The organism is Paraprevotella clara YIT 11840 (genome assembly GCF_000233955.1).
Taxonomy (GTDB): domain Bacteria; phylum Bacteroidota; class Bacteroidia; order Bacteroidales; family Bacteroidaceae; genus Paraprevotella; species Paraprevotella clara.
The window spans coordinates 160621-184250 of sequence record NZ_JH376579.1; the positions used below are offsets into that span (position 1 = coordinate 160621).

At 49.0% G+C, this 23630-nt stretch carries 13 protein-coding genes; 5 read left to right on the forward strand and 8 right to left on the reverse strand.

Annotation, left to right across the window (positions count from 1 at the left end; genetic code table 11):
• The first annotated feature begins 218 nt into the window (after positions 1-218).
• The 5 genes from HMPREF9441_RS01435 (at position 219) to HMPREF9441_RS01455 (ending at position 11282) form a co-directional block, all read left to right on the forward strand.
• The gene (locus HMPREF9441_RS01435; RefSeq protein ID WP_008617188.1) at positions 219-2702 is read left to right on the forward strand and encodes a leucine-rich repeat domain-containing protein; all 2484 of its coding nucleotides are present in this window, start codon (positions 219-221) and stop codon (positions 2700-2702) included.
• 97 nt (positions 2703-2799) lie between these two features.
• A complete protein-coding gene (locus tag HMPREF9441_RS01440; RefSeq protein WP_008617189.1) occupies positions 2800-5406 on the forward strand; it encodes a zinc-dependent metalloprotease in 2607 nt (868 codons plus the stop codon).
• A 12-nt stretch (positions 5407-5418) separates the two neighbouring features.
• Entirely contained in the window at positions 5419-8499 is a 3081-nt protein-coding gene (locus HMPREF9441_RS01445; protein ID WP_008617190.1) for a SusC/RagA family TonB-linked outer membrane protein, read from the forward strand.
• Positions 8500-8524: 25 nt separating this feature from the next.
• The gene (locus tag HMPREF9441_RS01450; protein ID WP_008617192.1) at positions 8525-10351 is read left to right on the forward strand and encodes a RagB/SusD family nutrient uptake outer membrane protein; all 1827 of its coding nucleotides are present in this window, start codon (positions 8525-8527) and stop codon (positions 10349-10351) included.
• A 40-nt stretch (positions 10352-10391) separates the two neighbouring features.
• Positions 10392-11282, forward strand: a complete 891-nt coding sequence (locus HMPREF9441_RS01455) for a T9SS type A sorting domain-containing protein (protein ID WP_008617194.1) — start codon at positions 10392-10394, stop codon at positions 11280-11282.
• Positions 11283-11520: 238 nt separating this feature from the next.
• On the opposite strand, the gene HMPREF9441_RS01460 is transcribed toward HMPREF9441_RS01455, so the two are convergent.
• From HMPREF9441_RS01460 to lepB, 8 genes are all read right to left on the reverse strand, one after another.
• On the reverse strand, positions 11521-13242 hold the full coding sequence (locus tag HMPREF9441_RS01460) for a hypothetical protein (protein WP_172634895.1): 1722 nt from the start codon (positions 13240-13242) through the stop codon (positions 11521-11523).
• A gap of 86 nt (positions 13243-13328) precedes the next feature.
• The gene (locus HMPREF9441_RS01465) at positions 13329-13898 is read right to left on the reverse strand and encodes a DUF1573 domain-containing protein (RefSeq protein ID WP_244949552.1); all 570 of its coding nucleotides are present in this window, start codon (positions 13896-13898) and stop codon (positions 13329-13331) included.
• A 6-nt stretch (positions 13899-13904) separates the two neighbouring features.
• Positions 13905-16028 carry a DUF4838 domain-containing protein gene (locus HMPREF9441_RS01470; protein ID WP_244949553.1) on the reverse strand — a complete coding sequence of 708 codons (2124 nt, stop codon included), beginning with the start codon at positions 16026-16028 and terminating at the stop codon, positions 13905-13907.
• Entirely contained in the window at positions 15997-18945 is a 2949-nt protein-coding gene (locus tag HMPREF9441_RS01475) for a tetratricopeptide repeat protein (RefSeq protein WP_008617202.1), read from the reverse strand. Before HMPREF9441_RS01475 ends, HMPREF9441_RS01470 begins: the two co-directional genes overlap by 32 nt.
• Complete coding sequence (locus HMPREF9441_RS01480; RefSeq protein WP_008617204.1) at positions 18942-20402, reverse strand: glycosyltransferase family 2 protein; 1461 nt, start codon at positions 20400-20402, stop codon at positions 18942-18944. Before HMPREF9441_RS01480 ends, HMPREF9441_RS01475 begins: the two co-directional genes overlap by 4 nt.
• A complete protein-coding gene (locus HMPREF9441_RS01485; protein ID WP_008617206.1) occupies positions 20399-21697 on the reverse strand; it encodes a hypothetical protein in 1299 nt (432 codons plus the stop codon). Before HMPREF9441_RS01485 ends, HMPREF9441_RS01480 begins: the two co-directional genes overlap by 4 nt.
• A gap of 421 nt (positions 21698-22118) precedes the next feature.
• Complete coding sequence (locus HMPREF9441_RS01490; protein WP_008617208.1) at positions 22119-22802, reverse strand: WbqC family protein; 684 nt, start codon at positions 22800-22802, stop codon at positions 22119-22121.
• The gene (lepB, locus tag HMPREF9441_RS01495; protein WP_244949554.1) at positions 22802-23623 is read right to left on the reverse strand and encodes a signal peptidase I; all 822 of its coding nucleotides are present in this window, start codon (positions 23621-23623) and stop codon (positions 22802-22804) included. Before lepB ends, HMPREF9441_RS01490 begins: the two co-directional genes overlap by 1 nt.
• Between the last annotated feature and the right edge of the window lie 7 nt (positions 23624-23630).

Sequence of the window (23630 nt, forward strand, 5' to 3'; positions counted from 1 at the left end):
GCAAAAGGACGAAATCCGCAAAACAAAATGCATGTTTTAATGCAACAAAGACTATAATTAAGTTCACCAAATAAGCATTTGACTCTTCATTTTGTAAGTGTAACTGCCCGTTGTAAATGAAATGTCGCTCTCTTACTAAGAGAGCAACCGGTTCGCAGAAAGAATAAAAGCGGACAAAAAGAGGCTAAAAACTATTTTCTAATTAAAAACAAACGTTTATGAAGAAGTATCTACTCTCTATTCTATTCGCCATGTTCGGCATCATCACTTATGCACAAAACGAACCGGCCATCACGCTTACCGCCAAGGTGGAAGGCAAGCCATTGACACTGAACTTCGCCGTTTCCGAAGCTGGTCACAAATTCAAAGTAGACTGGGGAGACGGAAATTTGGTTGAGACTGAAGAAATAGCCGTTGACGATGGTTGGACTACCACCACAGTGACAGGCACTCCTTTAGGAGAAGGCAAAATCAGTGTTTATGGCGAAAAACTTGTGGTGCTCGACTGTAGTTATGCAGCCAATGACGGTACCAAACTTACGGCCTTGGACGTAACAAAAGCCACGGACTTGACCAAGTTGACTTGCAACACTCATGAAATCACGACCCTCGATGTGAGCAAGAATGTGAATTTGACAGAGTTGGTGTGCAGCAATAATCCTATCACCTCACTTGACCTTTCGGCCAATACCCAACTGACCTCGCTCGACGGAACCAACATGTCGCTTACGGAAATCGACGTGACAAAGAACACGGCTCTCAAAAAACTGATGCTGAACGACAACCAGATTGAATCCATCGACCTTTCGGCCAACCCGGAACTAAGCACGCTCAACATCAACAACAACCTGCTGAGCGAGATAGACCTGAGCCAAAACACGGCTTTGGCCACAGTCAATATACAATCTAACAAATTAAGCACGTTGGATTTGTCTATGTGCGATAAGTTAAGCGTAGTTTTCTGCAACGGCAACGAAATTACCTCGCTCAAAGTGGGAAGCGTCAAAACCAGATTGAATTGCTCCGACAACCGCCTCTCGCTCGCCAACCTGCCATTGCCGGGAAGCAAATATTTCATTTATGCCCCGCAAAAAGGCATGCCCGTCGCCCAGCGTATCTGGCCCGGTGAGACGATAGACCTTTCCGCACAGGACAACCTCACCGGACTGGCCGCCGAAGCACAAAAGACCACATTCGTATGGAAGACAGGCGACACCGAACTGCAAGAAGGTACGGACTACACTGTGGAAAACAATGTATTCACGTTCCTGAAAGCTTTCGACGAACCTGTTTATTGTGAAATGGCCACAGCCGCTTTCCCGGACTTCGCCGACGCCAATATATTCAAGACGGAAAACGTGACCGTGGAAACCGAACCGGAACTCTACTTGACACTCACGGCACAGGTAGACGGAAACGAACGTAACCTGACTTTCGCTTCTACGACCGAAGCCAACCGCATCATCGTGGACTGGGGCGACGGCAAACGAGTGGCCAGTGAGGTTATCGCAATGGCAGACGAATACGGAACGACTACCACCGTAACCGGTACACCCGCAGGAGAGGGCCACATCAAAATCTACGCCCGTGAAATCTCAGTCTTCGGCTGCGACTCACGTGTGGACGGCGCACAAGTGACTGCCATCAACACATCAGCGGCCACCGACCTCCGTGAACTGAACGTGTATACCAACGCACTGACGATACTCGACGTGAGCAAAAACACGGCGTTGGAAGTGCTGAACTGCTACAACAACCCCATCACGGCACTGGATCTCTCTGCAAACACCATGCTCAAAACCTTGGACGCAAAGAACATGGAACTCACGGAAATCGACCTCGCGGCAAACACCGCGCTCAACAAGCTGACACTGAGCGACAACAAACTCACGGGAATCGACCTGGGCAAGAACACAGAACTCACAAGCCTGTACATACTGAACAATCAGATTGCGGACATAGACCTGAGCAACAACACCAAACTGACCTACGTCAGCCTCAACGGAAACAAACTGACTTCGCTCGACGTGACGGCGTGCAAGGAGTTAGGTTCGCTGTTCTGCATGAACAACCAACTGACGGAACTCAAGGCTGACAACGTGACCAAAAGCGTGAATTGCAGCAAGAACAACTTCACACTCGCCACTCTTCCTGCATTGGGTTGCAACACTTACACCTATGCCCCACAAAATGCCATGCAGATTGCAGCGGAAGTAAAAGCGGGCGAGACCGTAGACCTCTCGGCACAGGACAATATCTCCGGACTGCTTGATTGCAAAGTAAAAACCACTTATACTTGGTTGACCGAAGACGGTGAGGCTCTCGTGGCCGGAACAGACTATACCGAAGAGGAGGGCGTGTTCACGTTCTTGGTGAAACAAGACGTGCCCGTGTACTGCGAAATGACCACCGCCGCATTCCCGAAATTCAGCGGTTCAAATACGTTCAAGACCACAACCACACTCGTAGAAGGCGGAAGCAGCATAGAAGGCACACGCCACAATGCTCCTGTCATTACGGCCACGCGTGGCAACGTCCTGATAACGGGACTGGCAAACGGTTGCGATGTGAAGGTTTACAACCTGTCCGGACAGACCATTGCCGTACAGACTTCAACCGGAAATGCCGTAAACTTCAGTCTCGAACCGGGCTTGTATATTGTAAAAGCGAATCACATTTCATGTAAAGTAAACGCTCAATAATACAACACATATACCGGAGAGGAGGGTAAGACAAGTTCTCATCCTCCTCTCTTATCTTCTACTGTCTACAAATCAATCATTCAAAAATAAGACGATCATGAGAAAAGGTACAGGAATAGCTTTCGTCTTGTTGGCCACCCTGGCTGTTTGCCAGCCGACTGAGGCCAAAAGAAAGAGCAAAAAGAACAAGAATGCAATAGCAGCACTGGTAAAAGACTCCGTCAATGCCGATTATAAAAAAGTGACTAAAAACGCCGCTGTACAGAAAGGCTTGTTCACCACCTTATACAATGCCAAAGAAGGAAAACTTTACTTCGAAATCCCGGACTCCGCTTTCGGGCGCACCTATATCCTGGCCAACCGTGTAGCGGCTACGAGCAACACGCGAGATTTTGTAGCCGGACAAATTGCCACACAGCCTTTATTGATTCGCTTCAGCAAGGACGAACGAAACGTGTACATACACCAAATACAAAGCAGCGACATCGTAGCGGGGACAGACCCTATAGAGTCGGCTTTCGACAAGAACTTTTATGACCCCGTGTTGAAAGGGTTTAAAATCGCGGCTCAAAACGGAAAGAACGTGGTGATCGACGTCACGGCCTTCTTCGGTGCCAACGAAAAAGCCATCAGTCCTATCAAGACTGATAATCCGTTAAGCAAATTGCTCGGAGGGGCCAACTCGCTCAAAGGAACTTTCGTGCCGGATGCCTCCGGTATCGTCAGCTCGAAATGTTTCCCGGAAAACATCGAAATCAAGAGCCGTCTTTCATTCACCCTCACCCCGCTCGGCCAACCTTACTCGGTCATCATGCACCGTTCACTCTTCGCATTGCCTGACGACCCGATGCCGATGCGCCTGCAAGACAATCGCGTAGGTTTTTTCTACTCCGACAAGAGCATATACACTTCGGAACAAGACCGCCTCATCCGGCGCACATTCATCCATCGTTGGCGTTTGGAACCGAAGAAAGAGGACTTGGACAAATACTTCCAAGGCGAACTGGTGGAACCGCAGAAACCCATCGTGTTCTACGTAGATTCCGCTTTCCCCGAAAAGTGGCGCACGGCCATCCATCAGGGAATAGAAGACTGGAACACAGCTTTCGAGACCGCCGGTTTCAAAAACGCCATCAAAGCTGTGGATTATCCTAAAAACGACCCGGACTTCGACCCGGACGACATGCGTTACAGTTGCTTCAAATACGCTGCAACAGCCACAGCCAACGCCATGGGACCCAGCCATGTGGATCCGCGTACGGGCGAAATCCTTACCGGTGACGTCATCTGGTACCACAACATCATTTCTCTGCTCCACAACTGGCGTTTCGTACAGACAGGAGCGGTAGACCCAAGAGTACGTTGCCAGGTATTCGACGACGACGTGATGCGCGAATCCATCCGTTATGCAGCCGCTCACGAAATCGGTCACACGCTCGGCCTCATGCACAATATGGGGGCAAGCTACTCCTTCCCCGTAGATTCGTTACGCAGTCCCTCTTTCACACAGAAGTACGGTACGACACCGAGTATCATGGACTACGCCCGCAACAACTTCGTCGCCCAGCCGGGCGATGTGGAACGGGGGGTGAAACTGACACCGCCCGTATTGGGTGTGTACGACATCCACGCCATCAACTGGGGCTACCGTCTGATTCCCGGTGCCTCGACTCCCGAATCCGAAAAACCGACATTGGACCAGTGGATAGCCGAAAAGGCCGGAGACCCCATGTATGAATTCGGAGCACAACAGCTTTTCGGCACCGTGGACCCGACCGACCAAACGGAGGACTTGGGCAACGACCATATCAAAGCCGGCGACTACGGCATCAGCAACCTCAAGATTCTGATGCAAAACCTCGAAACATGGAACATGGAACGCGGCGAACGTTACGACGAGATGGAAAACATGTACCGTGAAATCGTCAACCAATACACCCGCTACCTGCGCCACGTCATGCCTTATATCGGAGGTATCCGTTACGAAGAGATACGGCAAGGCGACGGCAAGGAAACCTCCAAACACTATATCGACCGCGACCGGCAGCGTGAAGCCATGCTTTGGTTGTTGGAACAAGCCCGTACCTACAACGAGTGGCTGACAGTGAAAGAGCTGATCGGTAAATTTGAAATCAACATGAACGTAAACGACAAATTGCAGACCATGATTGTCAGCTCACTCATCAACTCGGCCACACTTTACCGTATTCAAGAAGGCGGTCTCGTGGATCCGGTACACAATTTCCGGCTCGACGAATATCTGAACGAGGTCACCACAGCCCTCTTCAAGGCCCCGACCGGAGGCCGTTTGTCTGATGCCGAACAGAGCTTGCAAGCCGCGGCCATCGCCCTCATGTTGAAAAATACGGGACTGGCTCCTACGGCAAAGGCCTCGACAAGCCTCACGGGAGATGCGGCCGCACTCCACACAGGCGCCATCGGCCAACCGACGACACCGGAAGATGCTTTCGACGAAATGACTTCAAGCTTCCCTTGCTCTTGCGGCATGAGTCACGGCAACGAGTTTGCCCGTATCAACTTCGGACTGCCCACGCTGACAAAGGAACAAATCGGCGCTCTCATGACCGGACGCTTGCGCAAGGTGCTCAGCCTTTATAAGTCGCGCCGCGCTGCTGCAACCGGTTCCACTAAAGATTTCTACGATTATCAGATTCTGCTCATCGAGCGGACATTTGCCAATTAAAAGCATTACACCATGGGAAAAAGAATAACTGCGCTGTTTATCGGCGCCTTATGTCTGGCCGGGGGACTGGCGGCACAAACTCCACAACCCATATTAAAAGGCAAGGTGATAGACCGCGGAGGCGAGACTGTCATCGGAGCCCACGTCAAATGGAAGAATGCACAAGGAGGAGCCGTAACCGATCTGGACGGTAACTTTTCGATTCCGGAAACAGGAACGGAACTGGTCATCTCATTCCTCGGATACAAAACCCAGACCATCAAAATCAAACCCGGACAGAAAAACCTGGTAGTCACGTTGGAAGACGACGCACAGGATCTGGACGAACTCGTCGTAGTAGGATACGGTACACAAAAGAAAGCTTCGCTCACCGGCTCCATCGAGACCATCAAGAGCGAAGACCTGCTGAGCCTGCCGACGGCCAATCTCGACGAAGCTCTTTACGGTCAGGTGGCCGGTCTGCAGGTCATGCAAACCACCGGTGACCCGAGTAGTGCCAAGGAAGCTAACCTGCATATCCGGGGTATCAATAATTCTCCTTTACTTGTCATCGACGGCGTACCGCGTTTCGGTACGACCACCAGCGACGGGGAAATGCGTCTGTCCGACCTGAATCCTGACGACATAGAAAGCATCTCCATCCTGAAAGATGCCGCTGCCGCAGCGGTCTACGGTGCCCGCGCCGCCAACGGGGTGATTTTAGTACAGACCAAACGGGCGTCCGGCAACCAAAAAGTGTCGGTCAACTACCGAGGCCAGATGAATATCCAGCAAGCCACGCAATTGCCGGACTTCCTCGATGCCTACGAATACGCCAAGCTCTACAACCGTGCAGTGGAGAACACGCCGGGTACGGCCAATGCGGCCTACACTCCCGAACAGTTGGAAATGATACGCACGCACTCCAATCCGAACGTGTACGGCGATGAAAACCTGCTGGATTATCTGGACAACGTGGGCTACACCACTACGCACAGCGTATCGGCCAACGGAGGTAACCAATACGTAAAATACTACATCTCGGGCGGATATACCCATTCCAAAGGTTTGTACAGCGGAGTCAACCGCGACCGTTTCAACTATTCAGCCAAACTGGATGCTACACTGACCAAAGGACTTGTGCTCTCGCTCGACATTACCGGTTCGCGCTCCAACAGCAAGAATTCCAGTTATACGACCATCGACAACGCCTACAACTCCTCTCCCCTCCAGGTATTGCGGTTTGACAATGGCTATCTGGCCAGCGTGGACGGCAGCAACCCGCTCATCAACGTGGAAGGCCTTGGAGGCTACATCAAAGACACGGGAAAGATGAACACCATTACGGCCAATTTGCGTTGGGAGCTGCCTTGGGTGAAAGGCCTCTCTGTCTATGCCCGGGCTACGTTCGACAACAATACCCGCATGGAGAAGACCTTCGACAAACCCGTTACGCTTTACACCTACGACCAGCAGACGGGACAGTTCGATACCGACCCGAATACGGTCTACCCGACCGCCAAAGTCTCCATCGAACAAATCGACCGTTTCGTAGACAACCAGCTTTATGAAGCCGGAATAAATTATAACCGTACGTTTGCCGCCAAACACGACGTAGGCGCCATGCTCGTAGCCAACTACCAACAGACGCACAACCAATACATGACGGGCGAAAACCAGAACGCCAGCATCTATCCGGAAACGATCGGGACAGCCGTGACCGCACGCCTGTTGGGCAGCGAGACTTACAACCAGCGTGCGTCCCTCATCGGACGACTGAACTACGGTTATGACTACCGTTACTTTGTGGAAGCCAGTTTCCGTGTAGACGGTTCCACTTATTTCCACCCCGATCATCGGTGGGGCTTCTTCCCTTCGGTATCGGCCTCGTGGGTGCTGTCTAACGAAACGTTCTTCAAAAACTGGAAACAAAAAGTGCTCTCCAATGTCAAATTCCGGGCTTCCACAGGTCTGCTCGGCGACGACGGACTGGTCGGAGAGTACTCTTACCTACTCACTTATATAGAGTCTACAAGAGAGGGTTATAACATAGGAGGTAATTACCGTCCGGGCATCATTATGTCTACAGGCAATTATCCCAATCCCGAACTGACGTGGGGAAAGTCGCACGACTATAACATCGCTGCCGACCTGGGGTTCTGGGACAACCGCTTCGGCCTGACCTTCGAACACTATTGGCGTTACGAAACGGACAAAATCACAGCCGCCCCGTCCTATCTCTACCCGCCCTCGACCGGCGTGGACGGCAACGTGCCCAACATGAACTTCAGCAAACTGAAAGCCTGGGGTTGGGACTTGACATTGACCCACCGCAACACCGTCGGCAAGGTGAAGTACAACGTAGATCTGACACTGGCCAAGAGTCAGGACAAATATCTGGATTTCGGCGATGAGTCGAGCGTTACTCCTAACCTGCGCCGTGTGGGACGCAGCAGCATGGTATGGTCGATGTATGAAGCCGAAGGCCTGTTCCAGTCGCAAGAAGAGATTGACAACTGGCCGCTCGATCAGGACGGACAGGGCAACGCCACACTGGCTCCCGGCGACATCAAGTACAAAGACCAGGACGGCAATCACGTACTCGACACTAAAGACTTGATTTACGTGAAAAATTCTTCCAACCCGGACTTTAATTTCAGTCTGCGCCTCGGTGCAAGTTACAAAGGATTTTTCGTCAACGTCATGTTCCAAGGCGCCACAGGTTACCAACAGAACATCAAGGAGCTTTACACCACGAACAGCGGAAGCTTACAGCGGTTCCAGAAATACCATCTGACGGACACTTGGACACCGGACAATCCCGGTGCCTCACTGCCGCGCATCAAATTTGCCACGGCTAATGACAACAACCGTAAAGAGTCAACTTTCTGGGTAAGAGACTGCGACTTCCTGCGCCTGAAATCCCTGTCATTGGGCTACGCCCTGCAACCGGCCGTGCTGAAGAAACTCAAGTTGACGTCGGCCAGCATTGCCTTGCAAGGCAGTAACCTGGTCACTTGGTCTTCACTCAGCGACTTGGGGATGGACCCGGAATCGTTGCGCGGCTATCCTATCCAACGTTCTTACGGAATCACCTTGAATTTAGGTTTCTAAGTCTAACTTCTTAAAACGAATCGTTATGGATTTGCATAAATCGCTTACACTCGGCATAGCCAAGCAAGCTTGCCTCTGTTCTCGCTTAATCGCGATTTTCAAAAAATATATCCTCTGCGGATTGTTTGCCGCCGGACTCACCGCTTTCACGGGCTGCGACGACCTGTTCCGCGACACACCCGTGGACAAGATGTCGGAAAAAGACATCTGGAAGAACCCCATGCTTTTGGACGAGTATGTCTTGCCATGGTATCGGAACATGAACTCCGGCTTCTCTACTTACGTTCCCACGACCATCGCTTTGGTCAAAAGCGCTTCGCGTTACTACATGCCCTGGTTCGGCGATCAGATAGTGCCCTCCAAGAACGACTATTACAATGCCGGTTACGGTGATTTACTGAAAAGCAACACCAAAGAAATCACCAACTGGGCACAAGTACAATGGTCGAACTACTATACACAGATACAGTCCGTAAACCGCTTGTTTGTCAACCAAGGCGAGATTGCCGAAGGTAGCCAAAAACAGCGTATATTGGGCGAGGCACATTTCTTCCGCGCCTACTATTATTATATGCTCTGGAGGCAGTTCGGTGGAGTAATGCTCATCCAAGAGCCTCTCGACCCGTTGAATGACAGCCGGAAATATCCGCGGGCCTCATACGAAGAAATGGTACGGGCCATCGTGGACGACGCCCGGGCTGCCGCCACCGTCCTCCCTTTGGAATATGATGCTACGGACGAGGGGCGCATCACCCAAGGAGCAGCTCTCATGCTGGTGGCTAAAACATTCCAATGGGCTTCGAGCGACGTATTTCAGAATCAGGAAAAAACGTATCTGGGCTTCAGCGACGACCGTTCTCACGACATGCTCGACTCGGCACGGGTAGCCTACGAAACCCTCATGGGCTTGCAGTACTATGACTTGATACAGATAGCCGGAACGGATGAGGAAAGTATCAAACAAGAATACCGAAACATATTCCTCACCAAGAACAGCAAGGAATCCATTCTTGAAGTACAGCACTCTGACGACGGCAATTACGACACGGGCTTCGGCCATAAACTGGATCGTGACGCCGCCGCTCCCCACTTTACGGGTACGACAGCCGCTTATACGCCCACGCAGAACCATGTGGATGAATATGGCATGCGCGCCGGCCTCACTTACGATGCACAGCACCCTTATGTGGGACGCGACTACCGCTTCTACGCCAATATCCTGTATGACGGCTCCACCTATAACGGGCATGTCATGGACATACACTACACACGCGAAGGCAACAACGAAATCCCGGGAGAGGACCTGACGGCCTACGGCACGTCCACCACAGCAGCCGTGACCCGCACGGGCTACTATATGGGCAAGTTCGTCAACGAAAAACAACAGATCAACAACGACGAAGCCTATGCCAGCAGCCAGAATTACATCATCTGGCGTTATGCGGAAGTATTGCTGGATTATGCAGAAGTAATGTTCCGGTTGGGCAACACAGAAGCGGCACGTACCCAAGTGAACGCCATCCGCCGCCGTGCGCACATGGACGAGTTGCCCTCGCTCACATGGGAGCAACTGGTGAATGAACGCCGCGTGGAACTGGCTTTTGAAGAAACTTCATATTGGGATTTTTTCCGTTGGGGCATAGCTGAGGAAAAGCTGAACGGAACGAGCAACCCGCTTAAAGCGATGAAAATCGTGAAACGTGGTGAAACAACCACTTATTCCATCAGCAACATGAACCGTTTCCCACAACGTGTACGCGTGTTCCAAAAGATGCAGTATTACCTTCCCATTCCTTGGGACGAGATACGCTACCACGGCATCGACCAAAATCCGGATTGGGTAGAAGTATAACATAGATATTAGTGATTGTTTAACTAAAAAGAGAAAGAAAATGAAAAAGATTATCAGTACCTTATTTTTAGGTTTGGCCTGTACCATCGGAGTACAGGCACAGGAGTACAACCTGTTTTATGATGTCGACGCAGACGGTTGGCTTTGGTTTGACTCCCAAGAAAAGATAGACAAGTATGTAGGCCTTTGCAACGAAGCGGACAATAAAATTGACCCGAATGGCAAAATCATCCAAATGGTACCGGCAGACATCGCTCCCGATTATCCTCCCACTTATGCCGACCCGTTCTGGGAAGGTGCCGGAGAAGGTGGTGAAATCGGCGCAGAAGGTTTCCGTACGGGAGCCATTATCACAGCAGCCTCATCGGCTATAGGAAACCCAAATGGAGGAGGATTTGTTGTTCTCATGCCATCCTGTTCCTCTTTCAGTATCTGCTTGTCACGCGAAGGACAGACTTGTGTACGTATGATGGCTTCAAAAGATATCAATACCGTATTTACCAATTACGACGTTATCAGTGCCAAATATGCACTACCCGGATTTAGCCCATTATTTCGTTCTGGAATATTCACATGGAAAAACATTGAGACTTTAACCAATAACAATGGAGGTTATTCCCTCAAAAGCAACGAACCTATCTACGCTTATTTCCAATCTGCTACTGCCGACCCTATTTACATCCACGGCATTCGCGTGACCACTCCGACCAACAGCACGGTGAACATCAAGGAAACCGTAGCCCCGAAGTCCCGCATCTTCTTCGAGGGCAACCGCGTGGTGCTGAACGAAGCTACCGACATCAAGGTATATAATGCCAACGGACTGCTGATGAACGCCGCCCATACCGACCGTATGGACCTGTCGAACATGCCTAAAGGCATCTATATCGTGAAAGCCGGCGACGCCATTCGCAAATTGGCCGTGCAATAAGCCGCAAACTTTCCGGATTATTAACACAAAACAATCTCAGCCAAACGAAAAATCATTTGGCTGAGATTGTTTTTTTATTCTGCTGCAAACGATTTTTCGTTTGGCGCAGAATGATTTCAGCCTTTCAATAAAGCGTCTCCTTTTGCCTTACTAATCTGAGAAACAATTATTTGCAGACCATTTCCCAAACAAAGGACTTCCAACTTCTTTTCTTACAAGATTGCATCCGCAAGAGAAATCAATCTCTCACCACATGGATAGAGACTTTGATATAAGGAGTATCTTTCTGTCCGCCCAAACCGGCATAGACATTCTTCCTTACGCTATAACCTTCGGGTGCGGTAACCGTACACTTCTCGGTAATGTCCGTTCCGTCACCGTCTCCGCTAACCCATGCTTTCCGCTCTGCGTCGGTAAAGGCGTTCCAAGATTCCTCTTCTACCCAAATCCACAACTCGTAAGTGTACTCGTCGCCGGAAGGCAGGTTTTCTATTCCGGAAAGGGTAACCTTCAGGTTGCTCTCCGACACTTTCACGCCGTGCAATGTCGTTGCATTACCTTCGAGAATAATGTCTTCTTCATATTTGCCATTGACGCGGATGGCAAAGTCGTCGGCTTCCGCAAACCATTCCCTTTCGATGTCGGTCGGAATCTGAAGCTCGATGTCGGCAGAAGTGCCCGGTTCCGGATCAGGTTCTGGCTCGGGTTCCGGTTCTGGCTCCGGATCGGGTTCCGGATCAACCGGAGTCTCGCCGCCGTCGGTAGTGAAGCCCGGGTTGCAACCGCCTTCAACATAGTCGTTCGACGTAGCCACGTTCACCAATGTGGTTCCAATCTTTATTTCCGCCTCTTCTTTGCCAAAGCCATTCCATACATAGAACTTTTCATAATTGAAATAGAAATTAGGTCCTACGACGTTTTTCAGGCTATAAGTACCCTTCAACTCGCATTCGTTACATGCAATCATGGCCTTCCCCCAACCCATTACCTTGAAGCGTAAGGCAGATTTCAGAGAATACTCATAACACAAATCGCCTAAATCGGCCAATCCGCCTTCACGTAAAATGACGGTAGCACCAGAGATTTCCGTTTTGGACGACTTGATGTACTCTGCCGTAAGCTCGCAAAAGTCCTCCAACTCCAATTTCTCAGTAACTTGCAACTTACAGCCGACATGAACATTCGTTTTCTCCTCCAAATCCAGGTTGCGGGCATACAATGTACCTTCAACACAAACCGTGGACATATCTCCGAACTCTGATTCCTCCTTGCCACTCGTCACATTCAAGTCACCCACTACATGAAGTTTAGAAGATCCGTCTGTATCAAGTTCGTCGCACACGAAATCGCCTCCCACATACACATCTCCATTCAACTCCACTTTGCCCTTTACGCTAAGGTCTGACACGGTTTTCAAAGTAGCTCCTTTCTTAACGGCAAATTCATCTCCTTTGTTTTTGACGCTGAACTCACCGTAATTGAGTACGGTTATCTCCTCAAGAACATTACTTTCAAAAATGACTGTTCCACCGTCCTTAACGATGATACGTCCACCCTTTCCTGTGTATTTCTTCACATACAACGTTCCGTCTACGAAGATATCTTTTCTTATCGTCCCGCCGTCAATGGTATACACCCCTTCCTTTGGAACATAAGAAGGAACATCCCAACCGTTAAATTGTTTGTCGGACAATGTGGCGACCTCATCCGGAATGGACGGAACCTCTTCCAATTCCAAGTTGCAAGCCTCATTCACATTTTCCCTCAATTCCATGCTCCCCTCCATCGCACGGGTCTGCACCCCGTCCGCATCCCCGATGGTCAAAGCGGTATTGTTGCTGAACAATATCGTCTGACCGGAGGGCACGGCAGGAATGGTCCCGCTGCCAATGGTCTCCAACTCCTCATTGGCACATCCGGCCAACGCCAGAGCCAAAGCCGGAATTAAAAAACTCTTCATTTTCATTCTCATAAAACATTTACATTAAAAAATTAAACAAATAAAATGATATCACTATCTCGAAGGCCTCATGCCGCAGTCACCAATTATTCTTCTCCACGCCACGGATAACGGGGACTTTCACGGCTATCCCGACTTACGTCGTCTACATAGTATCCCTTTTCCGATTCATCACCGTCTACCAACCCTCTCACCAATGCACTTCTCTCTACTTCTTCCTTATAAAGCTCTTCATAATCGCGTGTATAATCGGCATGCGGCACCACGTTCACATCAAACACGAGCTTTACCATGCCATTCGGATGTATATTACCATATATCCGTATGACGTGTTGTACGTAACCGATATTCTTCGCACTCTCATACCTGAATCTCAGACGGGCTTTTCTCTCTGGCAAAACCATACGTTCGCCTTGCTTTAAAAGCGGAACGATACACCCGCAAGAAGACTGTATGTCGCGTATGATAAGAGGCTGGTCGCCCGTATTCTCTATTTCGTATGACAAGTTAAGCACCTGTCCCGCAATCAACGGATAATAATGACGTACGGAATCCGCCACAGATACCGTCGTCAGGCCTATATTCTTCTTGCAGGCCGGTAATCCCAAGCAACAGAGAAGGACACACACTACATATATAATATTCACCTTCCTCATACCCATTCAATACACTTTTATTTCATCACACGCCACAGACGCACGAGCCGCGGCGACTTGCATAAAACGAAGTTCCACAGGAATATCCGGATTTACCGTTTCGAGTTTACAGCTCACTCTTTGCTTGCTGAACACCTCTTTCTCTCCGACCGGAGGAAGGCCGAACGACGCCATTTTCCCCTCTCCCTGCCACACTTCTACAGAAGCAGGCAAAAAGATGTGCCAAGCCGGAGCATACAGAAGCGAAAGCTCCAGAACAGCTCCGTCGGAAATCTTTCCGGGCGGTACTTGCAGGACGAACCGGCGGGACGAAGCGATGAACCATCCCGTATGATAGTCGGAAGGCAAAGCATAAAGCCCGTCGGTAAGCACGGGAAGAGAGGCTGCGTTTTCATCTTCCGCAGGCTGGCATGAAAGCCGTATTCCTTTCAAGGGATTTTGAGATTCACGGTTTTCGGTTTTCAAAACATTCCATTCCTCTAAATAACTTTGTACGCTTCCAAATGCCTCACGATAATTTCTCATACCGGAAAAAGCCGTATATCCATAAAGAGACTCCAAATACAGGTCGGCCTTGCGCTCATCATAAGCTCCGGCAGGCATACGCAACAGTTCGAGACGGGTGAATTGCAGGGCTGTCAACAACTCATTCAACCTACGGCGTTCCATACCATCCGTTTGCTTGGCACAGCCGTCCAACCTGTCGCAGAATGCCCCGAACTCTACCGGGTCAAGCCAGGCTGCGACCGCATCGGCAATTCCTCCATAAGAAGGTAACAAAGCCTCACGTTCTTTCACGGTATGCTCCCACGAAAGGTAAGCCGGAAGCAAAATGTCAGACGCATGCGGATAGAAACGTTTCAGATAGCGTTCCGTATACGACTCCAAAGGCAGGTCGGGATTGATCAACATACAAGCCAATGCAGCCGTCTGCAAATCATCGAAAGAGGCATAGTCGTAGCCGCTGCCGTTATAAAACAGTCCCTTCACGCCAAGGCTGTGAAAGTAACGCAAACGCTCACTCAAAACTCCTAAACAGGGATACGGCGTGAAATAGTCGTCGAAATTGCGCATGTAATCCCACACATATATCCTCGAAACGACCTTACGCCACTCTTTTACTTTTCGGGAAAAATTCTCTGCCGGTCTCTTTCCGGCAAAGTCCGGCCACAAGGGCAAATCCATGGCGCTGATGATTACTCCGGCATTCTGAGGCAACGGTTCGGCCGGCGGTACTTCGGTCGTCCTGTAAGACGAAGTAAAAAACAAATGATGGGGGTAACGTTCGGCCAAACGACGGATGAAACGGCTCACGGACGGAGTAGCCATTTTCCGCGTATTGCCCGCCGCCGTACAAGCCTTGCAGGCACAAACCGCACCGTTGTCGTTAGGCATAATGGCAAAACGTACCCCGCCGGCCTCCCCGTAATTATCCGTAACATAAGCCTCTACTGCCTTGAAAAACAGCTCCGAAGAAAAACAGAACTGGTTCTCGTCACGTTGCCCGTCTACCCAAGCCAAAGCCTCTTCAGGCACTTCGCCTGGAAAGACACGCCGAAGGTTATGCCCCCAAAGTCCCCAGTCGTAGTCCACATGATGGGAAGCCGTAACCGGCATCAGTTCGGGGTCTGCGTTGGAAGGAGAATATATTCCCCGGTATTCAAAAGCAAAATCGCCTTCGGCATGCGCTATGTCTATCATGGCCGGCGGCAAGTCCGAGGCTTCTATGCGCGGGTCTGCTCCAGAAGCCAGAAACTGGTATATCAACCATAGCATCTTATCTTCGTCGCAAGCGGTCAGACGTAATACATCGCCGTCAAGAACAGCCGAATAATCATGCTTCCCCTTCGCATCGATGTGCACTACGATTTGCAGGAACGTACCTTGTGCAGGTTTTTGTCGCAAAGCCACACTACGGCTCCCCGTACGGCGATCGAGATGATTGAACAGATAATCTGCCCATTTCCGATCCGCTTCCACCCTTTCGTCGGCAGCTTTAACCCAATAATGGTCATAAGACGAAACACGGCGTGCCCCCGCCCGGGAACAGGCACAACACAACGACAGTATCAGTCCGAAGAAGAATACTGCTTTTAGCTTAGAAGTGTATGAACAGTTGCAGATATACATTATATAAGTTTTTATACCGTGTGTCTATATTCTCCACATATTTCGTCCGAGTCCCCGTACGGTTGTTGAGCTGAGTATAGAACGTGTGCCACGTCCCCATGACTCCTCCGGACAAATGGCTGTTGAACATGTAAGTCCCACCCAGTCCTACCATGGTATTCAACCGGTCGAACGAGCTGGGCATGGCGTAATCTATCATATCGGCTTCGGGTGCCGTACCGACTGCTCCCGTCACGGTGATATTCGTACGCCCGTCCTCCAACGGATAATATTTGAGCTGGGCGGAAGCATTTACATAAAAACGTGAAGAGAGCAAATAGGCATCGGCTTTCCCGCCTACCAGAACCTGGTTCCATACCTTAGACAATCCCAGACCGGCACTGAACAAATTGTGATTGCTCCTATCCCAACCGTTGAATACCCATCCGCCTTCTCCATAGCTGTCGTCCCAGCGGAACGTTTTGGAATAAGTACTGATACGCCTATACATGGCATGGATATCCAACGACAATCCGTTATCCGCTTCGTAAGCGGCCTGCAGACCCACCGTAATCTTCGGAAAATACTTGTTGGCCCAGGCTGCGGTCAGCGTTCCCGCCCATTTCCGCGAGAAACGGTGCTCCCAACCGCCTTGCAGTTGCAGGCCTACGCCGCCGGACACCTGGTCCTCCGGGTCCCCGCCGCTCGTACTGCCATCCCGTCCGGCATAATTAATCCGCCCGGTGAACAGGTTGTAGGCATTCTTACGGATATACGAAGCCGAAGCCACGGAAGTAATCACATCCTCTTCCCCATAACGTCCTTGAAGGTATTCCAAGCTTATCTCGTTCCGGTAAGACCGACTGAGCAGCCCGTCGATATGCCGCTTGAAACTCTCGGCTTCTTCAATGCCCGGCTTATATTTCCGCTGATAAAAATAAGCGGAGTCATAACGGTGCATCGCTTCGTAAGCCGTCCCCTTGGCCAACAAGAGCGATTCGTTGTTTTCGTCGAACAACAGAGCCGTATCCGCAACGGCTATGGCAGAATCCGGTTCGTGCTCTTTAATCAACTGAAGCGCCATAAGCTCGCTATTTTCGGCAAAAGCCCCTACAAGACCGTCATTGTCGGGATAATCATCAAGCTGCGGCCGAAGCAAATCCACAGCCCGCCGGTAATTTTCCGTACGGCTATAAGAAGCGGCTTGTTTTACAATAAAATCAATGTCCTCCGGATATATGGAACGAGCCTGAGACACATACGCATCATAATCCTCATGACGGTCGAGACGGTCGGACATACCGATGGCATATTGCAAACCCTCGTATGAAGAGGGATTGACTTCGAGCAGGTGGACACTCTCTCCGAAAGCCCTGCCGCTGGCTCCCCGTTCGATAAGTTCTTTTATATAAGGAATGGCTATTTCCTCGTATGCGGCGGCATACATCGGATATAACTCGGTCTGCACCGTATCGCTCATGGCAAGGTTCAAAACATCAAGTGCCTCAGACGTCTGTCCTCTGCGGCTGAACACATCAGCTTTCTTCACGAAGTATCCTTCGTAATCAGGATACTCTTCGTGAATGGAATCGAGAACCGCCAGTGCATCGTCGTAGCGCCGCAATTCGTAATAACAAGCATAAGTCTTGTCCAAAGCCGCCAGTTTCGTTTCATCATCATAACCTCCGCGAACCGCTCCTTTCAAATACGGTAAAGCCTCGGCATAGAATCCGTCGGAAACCAGTTCCGATGCCTGTTGCAACTGATTGCGTGCAAATTCATCCGCAAGGTCGGCGTCTTCGGGATTCATCTTTACCAGATTCGACAACAAAGTATAAGCCTTAGCCGTATTACCCATCCGCTTGTACACCAGATACTCTTTATACAGCAAAGATGTCTGCTCCCCCCTGCGTCGTTTGGCCTCGGCCAAATAGTAAAGGGCATCATCATTGTAACCGCGCGTAACGGCAGTGTTGAGCATGTAATCCAAAGCTTCATCGCTTTTGGACGTTTCATAAACCTTACCGTAAAGCACGTACGGATCGTTCATCCGTGCCGCATTGGCCGCCTCCGCAAGCAACAGATTATAGAAACGCACCAGATGACCGTCACGGTTGGTTCTCATCCTCGACTTGACAAAGGCCATGGCTTCCTGATAACGGGCTTCTTCGGCCAGGATAGAGGCCTTTTTAATGATAAGTGCCGAACTTCTCGGTATGCGGGACACACCGACACCGGCCGTCTGAATGGCTTCTTCCGTATTGCCCTGCTGCAACAGCAGGTTCACCAGATCCAGATAATACCCTTCGTTCTGTGGCGAGACTTCCACCAAGTCCCGGAGCAAAGCGACGGCCTTCTCTTTGTCGCCGCTTTTACGTCTTTCCTGATAACTTTCCTCCAGACGGTAAACATAATCCCGTTGCACGGTGGAATCATTAGGATAGATTTGCCTCAGCCTCCTGAGCAGGCGGTCGGCTTCTTCTACATTGCCCTGTTTCCGATAAAGTTCTATCTTCTTCCGCCAAAGTCCTTGCCAGTAAGGGTTAATCTCCAAAAGCTCATTGACATAACAAATGGCACTGGAATAGTTTCGGGTTTCATCCTCCACCTTAATAAGCAACTGTTTGGCTTCCACATTCTCCGGGTTGTCCCGCACCGCCCGTACAAGGAAGTAACGGGCGGTATCATAATCCTTCTTCCTATAATGGTAACGACCGCAAAGTTCATTCAAGCCATTGACATCCGGATAGATGCTCAAACCTTCATCCAACAGTTGTTTGCCGGCCTCCCACTGCTCTCGTCCGAACATCGAACGCACGTTCGATTCGTAATAATCAGGCGTATGTACATCATCTTTTTCAATAATGTTAAACGCATATACCCCCACAATACTGACAAAACAAATCAAACCGATCAACAAACAACCGAACTTCCTCATGACTCACCTCCTTTCTCTCTTTCTCCGGACTTCTCTTTTTTCTTACTTCCGGCAAAACCCTTACGGCTCATTTCGCCCCATACGGCTTTCTTATTGAGCAGGAAATTACAATACCCCTTAATGGAAAAAACCACAATGAGAGGGTGATAAAGAAAAGGTTCCAAGATAGCCGCTCCTATAATCCAAAGGTAGGACTTGACTTTACGGAACGACCCCCCAAGCGAATAATCGTAAAACAGAACGACCAACGAAAGACTTATACAGAAAGCGTAAAGTCCGAAAAATATGACGACAGCCGTCTTCCAGTTTACGACACCAGTAAGAGCCTGATATAGGAAGGTGAGAAGACCGAAGAATTCAATAACCGGAGCAAGACATTCGAAAATAAGCACATAAGGCAAAGTCACCATCCCCAATTGCCTGTATTTCCAATTAAAAAGGAACCGACGATGACGCACAAAAGTCTGTATCAACCCATGCCCCCAACGTACCCTTTGACGGTAGAGCACTTTCAATGTGGGAGGAACTTCCGTCCAACAACAGTTAGCCGGAATCTGTACGACACGGTATTTTCGTCCGAAATCGCAGCAATAACCGACCATACGTATCAACATGTCCATGTCTTCGGCAAAAGAGTCTCCACTATATCCCCCCGCAGCCATCACCACATTCTTGTCGAACATACCGTAACCTCCCGAAACATTAGGCATGGCATTGATAGTAGACCACCCCATCTTTCCGATAAAAAACGAACGCATGTATTCCAGGGTCTGAAACAATGGACAAGGAGTATGCGGTGGTCTGAGTTCCACCATCTGCCCCTTTTCTATCCGACAGCCGTTCGAAGCTGCCATGACTCCACTGACGGCTATCACGTCCTCAGATTCCAAAAACGGCATGATACAACGCGAAATAGCGTCTTTGGAAAGAATGCAATCCACATCGGTATTGATGAAATACGGGTAGGAGGAAGCATTAAGCCCGGCATTGACGGCATCGGCTTTCGTTCCTCCGTTTTCCTTATCTACCACAATCAGCCGTTTATATTCGGTCCGGGTTGACTTGAACAACCGACGATAAGGTTTCGTATGTATATATTCCACGTAGGCAAACGGCACCTCTACTAACGAGAAATGTTCGATGAGCAGTTCCAATGTCTTATCACGACTACCGTCGTTGACAATCACCACTTCAAATATCGGATATTCTTGTGCCAGCAGCGAATTCACATTGTTAACGATGGTCTTTTCTTCATTATAAGCCGGAGCGATAATAGACACTCCCGGAGTATAAGGACTGTTATCCATGATATATTTGGGATACACCGAAAGATGGGAATGTTTGCTACGGAGTATGCCTAATTCTGCAAGCCACATCAGAATCACGTATGAAACCATGAGTCCCAAGCTATAAAAGAAGACCACATAGCCGTAAAAATAGAAAATGATATCTTTCATAGGCTCTCATTGTTAATTATGGGGTTCTCTACATGCTCGAACAATATCTGGTTCTCACTACTTGCCTTGACTTTAAGTCGGAGAAAAACATTACGCCCCTCGTCGTTGTACAGCCACAAACAACGCAAGGCCGTACGTTTGGTGTAATTAGACACGGAGTTTTCATATACGTCGGCGAAAAAATGTACACGGATACCCGAACCTATGGCCAACAAAGCATTGAGTATAGACCGACGCAAAATCTCGGTCTGTTTATAGAAAAGCCCCAACATGACTTCTTCCGCCTCATCAAACCGACGGATTCCCATACAAGCGAATGCAGCATTTCTACAAAGAAAATTGGGAGAATCAAAATAAGAGAAAAGGTATTTCACCTCTTGGTCCGTCCCCCAATAGGCAATCTCGTGCATGAAAAAGACAACTTTACTGGTTGCCTCCGTTTTCTGCAATAAAGGAACAAACAAAGGAACCGGCCTACCACCTTCACGTATCTTTCTAAATATCTCATGAAGTTCCATCTTATCCCAAATAGAGAAGGCTGTATTCTGAATACTACTCTCCTCCAGAAACATATAAGGTTCCTCTTTGTTCGTGCACATATAATACAAACGGGTTGCCTTACGTAACCGTATATCTTTATCGTTCACCAAACTCGCCACAATACTATCCGGCAACTGCATGTTGGTCAATCTCACGGCTTGCATCAAAGCCACTTTATCTTTACGTTTACCTAATATGAGTTGTCTTTCCACGTAATCCGTAAAGCCGATAAGTTTCATGACACGTTGTATGTTCGTCAAGTTCGGATTTTGCACATTCGTATAAAGACTCAATTCCACCAGCACTTCCGACCACAGACGCATCTCCCACGTCTTCCATTTACGTGGTTTATATTCCATACGTCGGCTAATCTCCTCAGTAGAAAGGTTCTCCACCTCTTCATGGACGATGGCTTTCAACTTATCAAAATATCTGTCTTTAATCCAAGCTTTCCTCTTTGCATTGCGGCGCCGAAGATAGACATGAACTCCCATAATGCAAAAAATGACGGCAAATCCCAAACAACTTACAAGAATCACTCCGTATGCCACTCTCACCACCCACGGATAATCTACAAAAAGATGTCTATACAGATAATAATAATATCTCAATATATTCCATCCCCAAAGTTGATAGACATCATCCGCCCCCGAATATCCTGTATGACTGGCCTGCAGAACTCCTATATTTGATTCTGCCAGGCAAAAGACGGTATATACCATCTGTAAAAACATTCCTACAAGAATTCGTTTCATACTTTTCTTATATTACAGCTCTCACAAAAGGTACACAAAAGACTATCTACTCCCCCTCATTACCAACTTTCACCCAATATTATAGACATTCCATAATGCACATCTCTTACTAAGAGATAAATAATAAATATTAAGTCATTGATAAACAGATTATTGCCAGCCTTTCGAAGACTCGTTCGTAAAACACATCATTAAAAAAGTTATGAAATATCGCTGATTTTTCTTAGAAATATTATATTATAAATAGCTTATTTCCAGATTATTTTATTATCTTTGCCGCCAACAAGATCGCTCTCTTAGTAAGAGAAAAGACAAAAGACGGCACAACAGAAAGTAGAGCTTTTTACAACACAAAAAACACTCTACCTACAAATAAAAGACAGATTTTCTATCGAATAAAAACCTTAATGCTCTACACTACTCATAAATTTTGTAACGGTTGGCAAGCATCTTCTTGTATTGAATCACGCAAAATAAGAAGTGATTCGGGTCCCATATTGAACAAAAGATCGACGACACTCAAATTGGGCAAGAAACCATGTTTTTCCCGAAAGACTTGATAATATCCACGAGGAATAAAAGTAACATCAGCCTCAACTGATATTTTAGGACTTATCAAATTACGGAAATCGGCAACACAAACATCCGACCTGCCTCCAAAATCCATAAATCCATAAGAAGCCGTCTGCGCAACTTTGGGGTGCAAGTCTATAAGTTCGCACACCTTGGCACGGATCGCTTCATTAAAATCAAAAAGAAAGTCCCACTTCTGCGTATAAAACGGTAAGAAGTCATCGGCATAATACTCAAAGAAAGGACTGTTGCGATAAGCCGTCTCCAAAGCATTCCAATGCAGGTGGCGCCAATTCCCATGGTCTGAGATACGGATATCCTTCATGGGACACTTATCTGAGGCAGGCTTCACCACAGGAATGGTCAACGCCTGCACACCGGAAGGCGAAGCAATGAGGCAACGGTTACGGTAAGTTTGTTTCACATAATGCTCGTATGCCTCGACGTACGCTTCAGCATAAGCATAAAGTTTGGTGTAATATTGTACCGGTGCCAGATAAGCGGAAGAAAGCAAACAGATACGACTCATCATCAAGGATTTTGGTTTTGAACGGACACGGTTATGCCTACGGAGCGGACGGACGGACTTTGTCCTCCTCTCGGTTTGTACGTGTTTTCGCGCCCGACCTTCATCATCGTACGATGGGCACGAAGCCGGGCATACCATGGTGCTTCAGTATCCCAAGAATAAAGAATACGGCTCAAACGGCCGATAATATAAGTGTCGGGCACAAACCCGAAAGTACGTGAATCGGCGTGGTTACGCTCATTAGCCGACGACATCCAATAATAGTCGTGGCTGAAACGGAAACTCGACACGAAATGCCCTGACACACAAAGCGAATCGGCAATGACTGCGGCACGCACTCCTTCGTGAAGATTGATCATACGGCAATACCATTGCATATTATCGGGAGTAAGTGTCACGTAAGCGTTCCGGCGGGGAAGTTCCACCACCCTGCAAGGACGATGGTCACGAGGACGGTTTCGATACACTTTCCCCAACGAATCTATCCACAGGCTATCTCCCGGAACAGCATAACAGAATCCCACAAAGACATCTCGCTCGTCTATGTATCGCTTGTCCTGCCCGCCGGCAGAAGGGTCATTAAAAGCTACCCATTCGCCCCGCGGCACAGGACTTGTGCCCCAACGCATATAGCCCCACCAACGCATGGGCGAAAGACGCAGCCCGTATGCCGTACGGTCTACCGCCACACGGTCACCCGCCATAAAAACAGGCCGTTCGCCATCTTCGGGTATCTCTATGAGAAACACCCAACACCCTCTGACCAAGATTACCCCGATGGCAGCGGCCAGCAACACGGCACACAGTCGTCCAGTCTTCTTCAATATCCTT